We start from the raw sequence: 13,446 nt of genomic DNA, 5'->3' as shown, positions 1-13,446 counted from the left end.
AACCCATGGTAGCGGCGGTGGTCCGAGTGTAAAGCCGCCGTAAGCGCCCCGCCACAAGGACGTTCCCTTTCATCCGAACAAGCCCCGACATGTTCAGACCTCTTTTCGCATTCATCGGCACGCGTTATACCCGTGCCAAACGTCGCAATCACTTCGTCTCGTTCATTTCCCTGACCTCGATGATCGGCCTCGCCCTGGGCGTGGTGGTCATGATCGTGGTGCTCTCGGTCATGAACGGTTTCGACCACGAGATGCGTACCCGCGTGCTCGGCATGATTCCCCATGCCACGCTCGAGAGCGGCCAGCCGCTTGACGACTGGCCTGCGCTTGCCCAACAAGTAAAGCAGAATCCGCAGGTGGTGGCGGTAGCGCCCTTCACCCAGATGCAGGGCCTGCTGACCCATGAAGGCAAGGTGCAGAAGGTGCTGCTCAATGGCATCGACCCGGCCCGCGAGCGCGAGGTGTCGATCATCGACAACTTCGTCCAGCAAGGCCGTCTCGACCAGCTGGCACCGGGCGAGTGGGGCATCATGATCGGCGACAAGGCCGCCGCCAAGCTGGGTGTGGCCATCGGCGACAAGCTGACCTTCGTCGCCCCCGAGGTCAGCGTGACCCCGGCCGGCATGTTCCCGCGCATGAAGCGCTTTACCGTGGTCGGTACCTTCCACGTGGGCGCCGGCGAAATCGACGGTTACCTGGGCCTGACCAACATCAGCGACCTGTCCCGCCTGCACCGCTGGAAACCGAACCAGGTGCAAGGCCTGCGGCTGAAGTTCGACGACCTGTTCCAGGCGCCGCGCGTGGCCTGGTCTATCGCCCAACAGCTGGGCGAGCAGGAGTTCTACAGCCGTGACTGGACCCGCACCCATGGCAACCTTTACCAGGCGATCCGCATGGAAAAGGCCATGATCGGCCTGCTGTTGCTGCTGATCGTGGCGGTGGCGGCGTTCAACATCATTTCCACCCTGGTGATGGTGGTCAATGACAAGCGCGGCGACATCGCGATCCTGCGCACCCTCGGCGCCACGCCTGGGCAGATCATGGCCATCTTCATGGTGCAGGGTACGGTGATCGGGGTGATCGGTACCTTGATCGGCGCCGGGGTCGGCATTCTTGCCGCGCTCAACGTGAGTGCGGCGATTGCCGGCATTGAGAAGCTGATCGGGCACAAGTTCCTCAACGCCGACGTGTATTTCATTGATTACCTGCCGTCGCAGATCATGGCCAATGACGTGTACATGGTCTGTGCCGCGGCACTGGTCCTGAGTTTCTTCGCCACCCTGTACCCGGCCTGGCGTGCGGCCCGCACCCAGCCTGCAGAGGCGCTACGTTATGAGTGAGTCGCGCATGAGTGATAAAGCCGTTCTGAGTTGCCGCAACCTGGGCAAGTCCTACGACGAGGGCCCGGAGTCGGTGCAGGTGCTGTCTGGCTTGCAGCTGGAGCTGCACCCGGGTGAACGCGTGGCCATCGTCGGCAGCTCGGGCTCTGGCAAGAGCACCTTGCTCAACTTGCTTGGTGGCCTCGACACGCCTACCCAGGGCAGTGTCTGGCTGGCGGGCGAGGAGCTGTCGGCCCTGGGTGAGCGCGCGCGTGGCCTGTTGCGCAACCGGGCACTGGGCTTCGTTTACCAGTTTCACCACCTGCTGCCCGAGTTCACCGCCATGGAGAACGTGTGCATGCCGCTGTTGATCGGCCGCACCGCCATCCCTGAGGCGCGTGAGCGCGCCGAGGCCCTGCTCAAGCGCGTCGGCCTTGGCCACCGCCTGCACCACAAGCCTGCTGAGTTGTCCGGCGGTGAGCGCCAGCGTGTGGCGATCGCCCGCGCCCTGGTCAACCGCCCGGGCCTGGTGATGCTCGACGAGCCGACCGGCAACCTCGACCACCATACCGCCCAGGGTATTCAGGAACTGATGCAGGAGCTGTCCAGCGCTTCGCGTACCGCGTTCCTGGTGGTGACCCACGACCTCAACCTGGCGCGCCAGATGGACCGTGTGTTGAAACTCGACGACGGTCACCTGGTGGCGATCTGAGCCGCTTGCACGGGGTGGCCTGAGCCGCCCCGCAACTCTTTCATTGGGTGTTTTACATGTTCAGACCCTTGCCCTTGTTCATTGGTGCTCGCTACACCCGTGCCAAGCGCCGCAACCATTTCATCTCGTTCATCTCGATGACCTCGATGATCGGCCTGTCGCTGGGCGTGCTGGCGATGATCGTGGTGCTGTCGGTAATGAACGGCTTCCAGCGCGAGATGAGCTCGCGCATCCTCGGCCTGGTGCCCCATGCCAGCATCCTTGGTGTGCAGCCGCTGGATGACTGGCGCACCGTCGCCGATGCCGCGCTGAAGGACCCGGCGGTGATGGCCGCGGCGCCAATCACCGAAATGGAAGGCATGCTCTCTTACAAGGGCGCGATGCAGCCGATCCAGGTCAGCGGCATCGACCCGGCAGAGGAAGGCAAGGTTTCCATTGTCGGCCAGCATATTGTCCAGGGCCGCCTGCAGGACCTTAAGCCAGGTGAGTTTGGCGTGGTGCTCGGTGAACTGAGCGCGCGGCGTTTTCGTTTGAACACGGGCGACAAGCTGACCCTGATCGTGCCGGAAATCAGCAAGGCGCCGGGTGGCATCACCCCGCGCATGCAGCGCCTGACCGTGGTCGGTATCTTCAAGGTCGGTGCAGAGCTGGATGGCTCGCAGGCGTACATTCACGTCGCCGATGCGGGCGAAATGCAGCGTTGGGCGCCGGGCCAGGTACAAGGCGTGCGGCTCAAGCTGCATGACCTGTATGCGGCGCCGCAGGTGTCCAAAGCCATCGCGGCCGGCCTGGGCGATGCCTACCGTGCCGATGACTGGTCGCACACCCAGGGCAGCCTGTTCAGCGCCATGAAGATGGAAAAGACCATGATCGGCCTGCTGCTGATGATGATCATCGCAGTGGCGGCGTTCAACATCATTGCCACGCTGGTGATGGTGGTGAACGACAAAGGGCCGGATATCGCCATCCTGCGCACCCTGGGTGCCACGCCTGCGCAGATCATGGGTACGTTCATGGTCCAGGGCAGCTTGATCGGTATTGTCGGGACCTTGATCGGCGGTGTGCTGGGGGTGATTGCCGCGTTCAATGTCAGCCAGATCGTTGGCTGGCTGGAGCGGGTCAGCGGCCAGCATATCTTCACCTCGGACGTGTACTTCATCAGCAGCCTGCCGTCGGAACTGCAGTGGGGCGATGTGGTGATCATCTGTGCGGCGGGGTTGGTGATGAGCTTCTTGGCGACCATTTACCCGGCGTATCGGGCATCGCAGGTGCAACCGGCGATTGGCCTGGCGGTTTGAAGCGCTGATCCGCGTTCAGTGTAGGAGCAGCCTTGTGCTGCGAAGAGGCCGGTGCAGGCTGCAGCAATCTGCTTTGCCTGCACCGGCCTCTTCGCAGCACAAGGCTGCTCCTACACGCCGATGCAGGAGCTGCGGTTCTATTGATTGCCAGGTAACTCGATCACAAACCGCGTCCAGCCACCCTCGCACTCTGCCCGAATACGCCCACCATGTGCCTGCACGATCGACCGGGTGATCGCCAGCCCTAACCCGGCGTGCTCCGTGCTGCCTTCGCGCCGCGCCGGGTCCACCCGGTAGAACCGGTCAAACAAGCGGGGCAATGCAGCCGGTGCGATTGCCGCCCCGGTATTGGCCACGCAAACCCGTAACCCAGGCTCCAGCGTCACGCGTACCTGCCCACCGGGTGGGGTGAAGCGCAAGGCATTGTCGAGCAGGTTCGACAATGCGCGGCGCAGCATGGGGCGGTCGCCCTGCAACAGCAGCTGGCCTTCGCGCAGCAGCGTCACGTCGCGGTCCTCGGCCAGCGGCGCGTAGTATTCCAGCAATGCATCGACATCTTCATGCAGTGCCAGCGTGGCTTGGCCAGGCACCAGCAGGCCATGGTCGGCCTTGGCCAGGTACAGCATGTCGTTGATCATCTGCGCCATCCACTGCAGCTCCTCCAGGTTGCCATGCAAGGCCTCGCGGTATTCCTCAAGGCTGCGCGGGCGGGTGAGGGTGACCTGGGTGTGGGTCAGCAGGTTGGACAATGGTGTGCGCAGTTCGTGGGCGATGTCGGCGGAGAATGCCGACAAGCGCTGGAAGGCATCGTCCAGGCGCTGCAGCATGGCGTTCACGGTGGTGGCCAGTTCGGCCAGCTCTTCCGGCATCTGCGCCACTGGCAGGCGGGTGGTCAGCGAGCGGGCCGACACGCTGGCCGCAACCTGGCCCATCTGCCGCAGCGGCCTCAGCCCCCGGCGTACGGCCCAGGCACCGAGCAGGGCGGTGGCCAGGGCCGAGAGGCCGACCGTTAGCCAGATCAGGCGCTGCATGCCCTGCAGGAAGTGCTGATGGTGGGTGATGTCGAGGTACAGGGTCAGCTGCGCAGACTGCGGGTCGGCCGGGTTCAGGGGCATGGCCAGGCTGCGGTAGTCGGCGCCGTCGGTGTGTAGAGTGGCAAGCCCAGAGGGTGGCGTGGTGTCGGGCAATTGCGTGCGGCTGTCGAACCACGGCCTACCGTCATGGCCGCTGATGCGCAGGGCCAAGTCGGCCTGGTGGCTGAGTTCATCGCGCAGGGCGGGGAGGCGGGCGCCCAGTTCGGCGGGCCCGACGACGCCGGCCAGCTGCGTGCGAAACAGCGACAGGCGAGATTCCAGCAGCTGTTGGTCGAGTTCGATGAAGTGCTGCTCGCTGGCGCGGCTGAACAGCACGCCAGCCCCTAGCGAAACGGCAGCGGTGCAGGCCGCGAACAGCAGCGCCAGGCGGCTGCCGAGGGAAAGTCGGCGCATCAATCCTGACGCTCCTCCAGCACATAGCCCATGCCCCGCACGGTGTGGATCAGCTTGCTGGTGTGCGGGTCGTCGATTTTCAGGCGCAGGCGGCGGATGGCCACTTCGATGACGTTGGTGTCACTGTCGAAATTCATGTCCCAGACCTGCGAGGCAATCAGCGATTTGGGCAGTACCTCGCCCTGGCGCCGCAGCAGTAGTTCGAGCAGGGCGAACTCTTTGGCGGTCAGGTCGATGCGCTGGCCGGCGCGCTCGGCGCGGCGGCGGATCAGGTCCAGGCGCAGGTCGGCCAGGCTCAAGGTGGTGTCCTGGCTCGGGCTGGCGCCACGGCGCAGCAGGCTGCGTACACGGGCCAGCAGTTCGGAAAAGGCAAACGGCTTGACCAGGTAATCGTCGGCGCCCAGCTCCAGGCCGTGCACACGGTCTTCTACCGCATCGCGGGCGGTCAGGAACAGCACGGGGGTGTCCAGACCGGCCTGGCGCACTGCTTGCAAAATCTGCCAGCCATCGCGGCCTGGCAGCATCACGTCGAGGATCAGCAAGTCATGGTCGCCGGTCAGTGCCAGGTATTGGCCAGTTTCGCCATCGGCTGCCAGTTCGGTGGCGAAGCCTGCCTCGCTGAGGCCCTGGCTCAGGTACTGGCCGGTGCGGGCCTGGTCTTCAACGATCAACAGTTTCATGCAGTGTCCACAGTTCTGGAGGGGGCGCAGCGTCTACCGGGAAATGATACGTGACGATGTCGGCGCTCGCCCAAACTGACAAAGTTGTAATCTTCCCGTCAGGTAGCCGCCAGCCCCACCTGATTAAGGTGCTCTCATCACGTTGTGTATTTTGGAGTCATCATGAAACGCCTATTCATCGCCGCCGCCCTTGCCGTGGCAAGCCTGCCCACGTTTGCGGGCAGTGCCGACAGTTTCGCCTTTGGCGAGCCTGCCCCGGCTGGCAAGGCCACCCGTACGGTCGAGGTGGTGCTCAAGGACATTGCCTTCGAACCAAAAAGCCTGGAGGTCAAGGCGGGCGAGACGGTGCGCTTCGTGCTGATCAATGAGGGCAAGTTGCCCCACGAATTCAACCTGGGCGACAAGGCCATGCATGCCGAGCACCAGAAAGAAATGATTGCGATGCAAGGTAAGCTGTTCACCGCAGGCATGAACCATGAAGGCATGGACCACGGCCAGATGAACCACGGTGAAGGCCACGGCCACGGCGGGGGCAACACCGTGCTGGTACCGCCTGGCCAGCGTGCCGAACTGACTTGGACGTTCCGCAAGTCGGCACCCATCGAGTTTGCCTGCAACGTACCTGGGCATTACCAGGCAGGGATGGTCGGGCCATTGACCATCGAGTGACATCAGGCCCAAGGCGGGGCGCAAAAACGGTAGACTAGGGGCATTTCGAACCTTCAGGTCAGTTTCCATGCATCCCGCCGCCGAACACTCCCCGCTGGGCAAGTCCAGCGAATACATCGCTACCTACTCCCCTGAGCTGCTGTTCCCGATCCCGCGTACCGCCAAGTGGGCCGAGCTGGGCGTTACTGCCCAGACCCTGCCGTGGCAGGGCGTGGATTATTGGAACTGCTTCGAGCTGTCGTGGCTGCTGCCGTCGGGCAAGCCGGTGGTGGCGATCGGCGAGTTCGCCATTCCTGCAGACTCGCCGAATATCATCGAGTCCAAGTCGTTCAAGTTGTACCTGAACTCGCTGAACCAAACGGTTTTTGCCTCGATTGGCGAGCTGCAGGCCTGCCTGGAGAAGGACTTGTCTGCGGCGGCTGGCAAGCCGGTCGGCGTCAAGGTTCGCACGTTGGCCGAGGTGGAGGCTCAGGGCGTTGTGGCATTGCCGGGGCAGTGCATCGATGCGCTGGATGTGGCCATCAGCAACTATGAGCAGCCGCAGCCGGAGTTGCTGCGTTGCGATGTGCAGCGTGTGGTTGAAGAGACCCTGCACAGCCATTTGCTCAAGTCCAACTGCCCCGTCACCGGCCAGCCGGATTGGGGCAGTGTGGTGGTCGAGTACAAGGGCAGGGCACTGGACCCTGCCAGCCTGCTGACTTACCTGATCAGCTTCCGGCAGCATGCCGACTTCCATGAGCAGTGCGTGGAGCGGATTTACCTGGACTTGAAGAACCTGCTGCAGCCGGAGCATTTGACGGTGTATGCACGGTATGTGCGCCGGGGTGGGCTGGATATCAACCCGTACCGCAGCATGGGGGCGATCAGCCCGGTGAATGGGCGGCTGGTTCGGCAGTAAAATCACGGCCGTTGGGGGCGCTTCGCGCCCCATTCGCGGGCAAGCCCGCTCCCACAGGTTTTAGCGCAGCCCTTAGACCGCGCTGTCCTGTAGGAGCGGGCTTGCCCGCGAAAGGGGTGCGAAGCGCCCCCAGCTATTTAGATACCCATACTGTGCAGCGAGTTGGCAATGCTGCGCAGGGTAGCGGTCAGGTCCGGGTGATCGGCTTCGAAGCGCTCGATCGCCAGGTTCACGCCATCCACCAGGTTGTTGTCCGGTGTGGCTTCCTCAAGCTTCAGCTGCGCTTCAATTTGTCTGGCTTCCTCATGCAGCGCGGCCAGCTCCTCTTCCGAAAGCGGCACGTTACGGTCCAGTTGCTCGCGCAAGCTGTTCAGTCGCTCTTGCAATTCGCGGGCAGGCATTGGCTTTTCTCCATCAATGGCTTGGCAAGCCATGGACCTCAGCGAAGCGGCAAAGGTTCTGGCCTGCTTTCAATGTAATCCACTCGCAGCCGCTTTGCATGATCCGCGTCAAAGGTGCTGTATCAGGGTTTTTCGCCTTTGCGCCGACGCTGGGCGATGTCCTGCAGGCAGGTGTCCAGGGCCTCGAGGTGATCGATCACCGAGTGCACGCCAAGGCTGAACAGCGCGAGGGTGGCCTTGCCACGGGCCAGGTCTTGTTCCTGTTGGCTCATGGCTTGCCAATGCCGGGAGCTGAGGTCGCAGTACGGGCTGCAGGCCGCCAGGCCCACGGTCCACAAGCCGGCGTTCAGGCCCGATTGCAGCAGCGCAGGGTCACCGCTGACCAGTACGCAGCCATCCAGGCGCGCGCTGTCCAGTGCCATCAGCGCCTGCCAGCAGGCATTTGGCGCGGGCCAGCGCACGCCGTTGACCGCGTGCCCCGGCAGCCAGTCGGGCAGCACAGTGGCCAGGCGTTTGCCCTGTGTGGCACTCAGGTCGTCCAGCCAGATGCAGGGCACCTGGCGCTGTCGCAGGCTGGTGAGCGTTGCCAAGGCGCCGGGCGCGGGCAGGGGGTTGCCGTTAGCACCCTGGACCAGGCAGCCACGCAGGCCAAACAGCACAGCAGTGAAGGCGGACGCATCGTGCATGGCAACTTCCCTGAAATAGTCCGCAGGCTAGGCCGCTATTGTTACCAGCCGATGACGAGGCAACATACGTTCACAAAATCTTGAGCAAAAATGTGTAATGCTGGTGATCAGCCCGCAAGCCCTTATACTTGCGCCTTATCAGCAGCACGCCCGGTGCGGCTGCGGCCAAGAAATTCGATGGAGAGACATCTATGCGTAGGATCGGTGCCGGTGTGATCGAACGAGTCACCCAGGCCTGTGTCTGCGCCAGCTTGTTGCTGGCGCCCGTGGCGGCCACCCAAGCGGCCACCGAGGAAGACCCTTGGGAGGCGGTCAACCGGCCGATCTTCAGGTTCAACGATACGGTCGACACCTATGCCCTCAAGCCATTGGCCAAGGGCTACCAGGCAGTGACGCCGCAGTTCCTCGAAGATGGCATCCATAACATCTTCCGCAACTTGGGCGATGTCACCAACCTGGCCAATGACATTCTGCAGCTCAAACCGCATGCGGCGGGTGTGGACACGGCGCGGCTGATCGTCAACACCACCTTCGGGCTTGGTGGCTTCTTCGACGTCGGCACCAAGATGGGCCTGCAGCGCAACGACGAAGATTTCGGCCAGACCTTGGGTTACTGGGGCGTGGGCAGTGGCCCTTACGTGGTTATCCCGTTGCTGGGCCCAAGCACCGTGCGTGACGGCCTGGCCAAGTACCCGGACAGCTACACCGAACCCTACCGCTACATCAACCACGTACCGACGCGTAACACGAGCCTCGCGGTTGATGTCGTCGATACCCGTGCCAGCCTGTTGTCGGCTGAGAAGCTGATGCAGGGCGACAAGTACATCTTCATTCGCAACGCCTACCTGCAGAACCGCGAGTTCAAGGTAAAGGACGGCGAAGTCGAAGATGATTTCTGATTGTTTCTGATTTAAGCCATCGGGGCTGCCAAGCAGCCCCAGCGTTAATGCATCGCCAGGATGCGCAGGCCGAATTTCTGCTGCCCGTCGGGCTGGTCGGCGATCCACACCACCTCGGTGCTGGCATGCAGGCCTTTCAGCGCCTTGTGATCGGAATCGATCCTCACCTCAAGCGTATCCCCTACCTGAAACCGCTGCGGCGCCTGCACTTGCATGCCCCCGCTGGACAGGTCCAGGCACACGGCTGCAATCACCTGGCCTTGGTGCAACAGGCTGATGTCGGTGTCGATGCGCATGCGGATGAAATCGCGTTTTTCGCTGTGGTTAGAGGGTGTCTGGGGCATGCTGCATCCTTCCCTTTAGGTTGCGCGGGTCGGCTTTCTTATAACTCTCGGTGATTTGCCCTGTAAAGAGCAGCGAGGTCGACCCTTGCACGCTTGAAACGCCTGGCGGATGGGAGTACCGTCTGCGCCTTACAGGGTACCTCTGACAGTTGCCGGGCGGGTCTTCTTGTCCTACAACTCAAGTAGAGTGTTACCACAGAGTATTCCCGTAGCTGGCCGTCAGCCTTGCCGACACCGCTGCACCAACCTAAATCGGCGCCGTTCGCCCACATGCAGAAAACCAGTGCAACGCTGCTGATCATCGATGACGACGACGTGGTCCGTGCGAGCCTCGCCGCCTATCTTGAAGACAGTGGTTTCAGCGTCCTCCAGGCCGGTAATGGCCAGCAGGGGCTTCAGGTCTTCGAAGAACACCAGCCCGACCTTGTGATCTGCGATCTGCGCATGCCGCAGATGGGCGGGCTCGAACTGATCCGCCAGATCAGCGAGCGCGCGCCGCAGCTGCCGGTGATCGTGGTGTCGGGTGCCGGCGTGATGAGCGATGCGGTCGAGGCCTTGCGCCTGGGCGCCGCCGACTACCTGATCAAGCCGCTGGAAGACCTTGCCGTGCTCGAGCACTCGGTGCGCCGGGCCCTCGACCGTTCGCGACTGGTGCTGGAAAACCAGCGCTACCGCGACAAGCTCGAAGCCGCCAACCGCGAGCTGGAGGCCAGCCTGCACCTGTTGCAGGAAGACCAGACCGCCGGCCGGCAGGTGCAGATGAACATGCTCCCGGAAAGCCCCTGGGTGGCCGGCGAGTTTGCCTTCGAGCACCAGATCATCCCGTCGCTGTACCTGTCGGGTGATTTTGCCGACTACTTCCGCGTGGATGATCGGCGCATTGCCTTCTACCTCGCCGATGTCTCGGGGCACGGCGCCTCGTCGGCGTTCGTCACGGTGTTGCTGAAGTTCATGACCACGCGCCTGTTGTTCGAATTCAAGCGCGGGAGCAAGATGCGTGAATTCAAGCCCTCGCAAGTGCTCAGCCACATCAACCGCGGGCTGATCAACTGCAAGTTGGGCAAGCATGTGACCATGGTGGGCGGCGTGATCGATGAAGACACCGGGCTGTTGACCTATGCCGTTGGCGGCCACCTGCCACTGCCGGTGCTGTACACCCCGGGCAATACCCGCTACCTGGAAGGCCGCGGCCTGCCGGTGGGGTTGTTCGACGAGGCCAGTTACCAGGACCTGGTGGTGGAGCTGCCGCCAGTGTTCAGCCTCAGCTTGATGTCCGATGGCATTCTGGACCTTTTGCCAGGTGACACGCTCAAAGATAAAGAAGCCGCCTTGCCAGAAATCGTCAAGGCAGCGGGTGGCAGCCTGGATGGGCTGCGGCAACGATTTGGATTGGCTACGCTTGGGGAGATGCCGGATGATATCGCCCTATTGGTGTTGAGCAGGAACCTTCAATGAGTACCGGTAGAATTCAGTTCGCCGAGCAAAGCGGTACCTTTGTACTGAAGTTCGTCGGTGAAGTGCGCCTGACCCTGTGTTCGGCGCTGGATGCGACGATCGAGAAGATTTTCACCGCGCTGAACTTCTCGGCCATCGTCATCGATTTGACTGAAACCGAGAGCATCGACAGCACCACCTTGGGCCTGCTGGCCAAGTTGTCGATCCTGTCGCGCCAGAAAGTGGGGCTGCTGCCGACTGTGGTCACCACCAACCCGGACATTTCCCGGTTGTTGCAGTCCATGGGCTTCGATCAGGTGTTCAACATCGTCGATCGCCCAATACCGTGCCCAGAGTGCCTGACCGACTTGCCGTCGCAGGACCAGAACGAAGAAGTGGTGCGCTCCAAGGTGCTGGAGGCCCACAAGATCCTCATGGGGCTCAATGACTCCAACCGCGAAGCGTTTCATGACCTGGTGAATGCGCTGGAGCGGTCTTGAGTACGCTTTAAACCTGTACCGGCCTCTTCGCGGGTAAACCCGCTCCCACAGGGTTAGCGTTGCATCAGGAACTTCGGTAACCCTGTGGGAGCGGGTTTACCCGCGAAGAGGCCGGCACAGGCAACCTTCATTCATTCCGGCCCAACAAACTCCGTCACATCCCGCCCACCGGCATCCAACTGAAACACCCGTGCCGGCCGCCCCTGCTCATCAAAAAACACCTGCCCCAACCCCGCACCATTCCACAACCGCTCACCCGCCTTGCTACCGCTGGGCGTACGCGGCACCACTTCCATCTCCCGCCGCTTGGTAAACCAGTTCAGCGGCGAGCGCGGTGAATACAGCCAGCGGTTAAGCCGGTCGAGCACATCCAGCAAACGCCTGGGGAATTCGTTCTTGATCCCGCTGCTGGTGATCTGCCACAAGTGCGGGCTGCGCTGGCGGTGACGAATCAGCACTTCATAGACGAACGAATAGTGCACATCCCCTGAGAGCACCACGTAATGCCCGGGCGTGCGCGAGTGGCGGAAGATATTCAGAATCACCTGGGCCGCGCCCCGATGGGCCATCCAGTTCTCGGCATCCACCAGCAACGGGTAGCCCATCCAGCTGAATACCTTTTGCACGGTTTCTATCAGCTTTACCCCGAAGATCGGTGCCGGTGACACGATAATCGCCGAAGGATGATCGAGCAGCGCCTGCTGCAGCTCGCTCAGCGCCTCCCAGTCGAGCAGGCCCGAAGGCTTTGCCAGGCTGGTTTCGCTGCGCCAACGCCGGGTGCGGGTGTCGAGTACCAGCAAGGGTGGGTTGCTGGGCAGGCTGAACTGCCAGCCTTGGAAGCGCAACAGCTCGCCGATCAGTTCATCCTGTGCCTGGCTGGCCAGTGGCGCACCCGTCAGCGCCTGGCAGCGTTCGACCAATGGCCCGCAGCCATCCGGGTCGTTGCCCCAGGCCTGGCACAGCAGGTAGCCCAGCAGCGTATTGCCGATGATCCGCCGCGAGAACGGGTGGCCATAGGCGGTTTCTTCCCACTGCGCCGAGAGGTTCCAGTCGTCGGTGATGTCGTGGTCGTCGAAGATCATCAGGCACGGCAGGTGTGCCATCACCCGCGCCACCTGGCCGAGGTTGTCGGCGAAGGCCTCGATCAGTGGCACCTCCTGCCGATAACGCGCCTGGCGTTCATCGGTGAGGCCTGCGGGCATGTCCAGGTTGACCAGCCGCCAGGGTTCAGGTGACCACGCCAGCAGGTACATGGCCATGACCTCGGCGAAGGTTACCAAGTGGTTGTCGGCGTTGCTGGACGAGAAGATCGGCTTGCGTTTACCCCCGAAAAAGCGCTCGCGCAGGCTGTCGTTACGTTCCTGCGCGGGCAGCAGGTCGGCGCGGTGATAGTAACTGGCCGGGTGGCGATAGAGCGCCGCGCTGTCGGCGACGACTGCACCGTCCAGCTGTTCGTCGAACAGCCCCAGGCGTTCGATCAGCACGTGGATCGCGCGCAGCATGGGCCCGGCGACATCATCGGCATACACCTGGTCGCCGGTCATCAGCAGCACCGCGGGGCGTTGTTCGGGGTGTTGGCACTGTTGCAGCAAACGGTCGGCGCAGAGCAGGCCGTCGGCGGCGGGGTGGTGCGGCTTGCGGCAAGAACCGTGCAGCAAATGGTCCAGGCGATCACGCAACACGAAGTGTGGGCGCGTTTCGCCGGGGTAGAGCATGTGGGGTGCCCAGTCTGCGATGCCCTGGCCATTGATGCGCAGGTCGTAGCCCAGCGTCTGGTTGCAGGGGAGCGGCTGGGCAACGTGGATATCCAGCAAATGAATGAACGCGTGCTGGCCTATCGGGATCACCTGGCAAGTGACCTTGGCCGAGTGCTCTACGCCATCAAGGGCAAATTCAGGTTGCAAGGGTTGCGTTGCGACCAGCCAAATGGCCAGGCGCTGTGGCTCCAGGCGGCGCAGTACCGGGCCGGCGAGAACGAGGGGTAGGGAAGAGGTCATCAACAGCTCTGGTGGCTAGACAGCCCATTCACGCAGCACGGTACCGGTGGGAGCGGGCTTGCCCGCGAATAGGCCATCGAATTCAAAATACCTCGGAAGCCTGGCGCAGCTTAGCGCCAAAC

The 13,446-nt window shown here is 62.7% G+C and carries 14 protein-coding genes; 8 read left to right on the top strand and 6 right to left on the bottom strand.

Features of this window, described 5'->3' with window-relative positions; all coding sequences use genetic code 11:
• The first annotated feature begins 89 nt into the window (after positions 1-89).
• The 3 genes from D886_RS0125600 to D886_RS0125590 are packed head-to-tail and all read left to right on the top strand — an operon-like array spanning position 90 to position 3,329.
• Complete coding sequence (locus D886_RS0125600) at positions 90-1,340, top strand: lipoprotein-releasing ABC transporter permease subunit (protein ID WP_027596612.1); 1,251 nt, start codon at positions 90-92, stop codon at positions 1,338-1,340.
• Between the two features lie 7 nt (positions 1,341-1,347).
• A complete protein-coding gene (gene lolD / locus D886_RS0125595) occupies positions 1,348-2,031 on the top strand; it encodes a lipoprotein-releasing ABC transporter ATP-binding protein LolD (protein WP_172960376.1) in 684 nt (227 codons plus the stop codon).
• A gap of 56 nt (positions 2,032-2,087) precedes the next feature.
• Positions 2,088-3,329 (top strand): lipoprotein-releasing ABC transporter permease subunit, encoded by a 1,242-nt coding sequence (locus tag D886_RS0125590; protein WP_027596610.1) that lies wholly within the window; start codon positions 2,088-2,090, stop codon positions 3,327-3,329.
• Positions 3,330-3,466: 137 nt separating this feature from the next.
• On the opposite strand, the gene D886_RS0125585 is transcribed toward D886_RS0125590, so the two are convergent.
• Positions 3,467-4,819 (bottom strand): heavy metal sensor histidine kinase, encoded by a 1,353-nt coding sequence (locus tag D886_RS0125585; RefSeq protein WP_027596609.1) that lies wholly within the window; start codon positions 4,817-4,819, stop codon positions 3,467-3,469.
• Positions 4,816-5,496, bottom strand: coding sequence for a two-component system response regulator CinR (gene cinR, locus D886_RS0125580; RefSeq protein WP_027596608.1), 681 nt, complete (start codon positions 5,494-5,496; stop codon positions 4,816-4,818). The genes D886_RS0125585 and cinR overlap by 4 nt, the downstream gene beginning before the upstream one ends.
• Before the next feature lie 162 nt (positions 5,497-5,658).
• Between cinR and D886_RS0125575 the strand changes: the two genes are divergently transcribed.
• Positions 5,659-6,165 carry a plastocyanin/azurin family copper-binding protein gene (locus D886_RS0125575; RefSeq protein ID WP_027596607.1) on the top strand — a complete coding sequence of 169 codons (507 nt, stop codon included), beginning with the start codon at positions 5,659-5,661 and terminating at the stop codon, positions 6,163-6,165.
• A 67-nt stretch (positions 6,166-6,232) separates the two neighbouring features.
• A complete protein-coding gene (gene queF / locus D886_RS0125570) occupies positions 6,233-7,063 on the top strand; it encodes an NADPH-dependent 7-cyano-7-deazaguanine reductase QueF (RefSeq protein ID WP_027596606.1) in 831 nt (276 codons plus the stop codon).
• Between the two features lie 137 nt (positions 7,064-7,200).
• On the opposite strand, the gene D886_RS0125565 is transcribed toward queF, so the two are convergent.
• Both D886_RS0125565 and D886_RS0125560 read right to left on the bottom strand, forming a co-directional pair.
• Positions 7,201-7,464 carry a DUF4404 family protein gene (locus D886_RS0125565; protein ID WP_003248815.1) on the bottom strand — a complete coding sequence of 88 codons (264 nt, stop codon included), beginning with the start codon at positions 7,462-7,464 and terminating at the stop codon, positions 7,201-7,203.
• 122 nt (positions 7,465-7,586) lie between these two features.
• Positions 7,587-8,150, bottom strand: coding sequence for a hypothetical protein (locus D886_RS0125560; RefSeq protein WP_027596605.1), 564 nt, complete (start codon positions 8,148-8,150; stop codon positions 7,587-7,589).
• A 191-nt stretch (positions 8,151-8,341) separates the two neighbouring features.
• On the opposite strand from D886_RS0125560, the gene D886_RS0125555 reads away from it, so the two are divergent.
• Complete coding sequence (locus tag D886_RS0125555; RefSeq protein WP_027596604.1) at positions 8,342-9,049, top strand: VacJ family lipoprotein; 708 nt, start codon at positions 8,342-8,344, stop codon at positions 9,047-9,049.
• A 44-nt stretch (positions 9,050-9,093) separates the two neighbouring features.
• Here D886_RS0125555 and D886_RS0125550 read toward each other — a convergent pair whose 3' ends face one another.
• Positions 9,094-9,393 (bottom strand): PilZ domain-containing protein, encoded by a 300-nt coding sequence (locus D886_RS0125550; protein WP_027596603.1) that lies wholly within the window; start codon positions 9,391-9,393, stop codon positions 9,094-9,096.
• 270 nt (positions 9,394-9,663) lie between these two features.
• On the opposite strand from D886_RS0125550, the gene rssB reads away from it, so the two are divergent.
• On the top strand, positions 9,664-10,848 hold the full coding sequence (gene rssB, locus D886_RS0125545) for a two-component system response regulator RssB (RefSeq protein ID WP_027596602.1): 1,185 nt from the start codon (positions 9,664-9,666) through the stop codon (positions 10,846-10,848).
• Positions 10,845-11,327, top strand: coding sequence for an anti-sigma factor antagonist RssC (gene rssC / locus D886_RS0125540; RefSeq protein ID WP_027596601.1), 483 nt, complete (start codon positions 10,845-10,847; stop codon positions 11,325-11,327). The genes rssB and rssC overlap by 4 nt, the downstream gene beginning before the upstream one ends.
• A 131-nt stretch (positions 11,328-11,458) precedes the next feature.
• Here the strand turns inward: rssC and D886_RS0125535 are convergent, their stop codons facing one another.
• Positions 11,459-13,324: an alkaline phosphatase D family protein gene (locus D886_RS0125535; protein ID WP_027596600.1), complete on the bottom strand. Its 1,866-nt coding sequence runs from the start codon at positions 13,322-13,324 to the stop codon at positions 11,459-11,461.
• Positions 13,325-13,446: the final 122 nt, after the last annotated feature.

This window comes from Pseudomonas sp. LAIL14HWK12:I7, from assembly GCF_000483465.1.
Lineage (GTDB): Bacteria > Pseudomonadota > Gammaproteobacteria > Pseudomonadales > Pseudomonadaceae > Aquipseudomonas > Aquipseudomonas kermanshahensis.
The sequence above is the reverse complement of the archived record's forward strand: the minus strand, read 5'-3'. Positions and strand labels throughout refer to the sequence as shown.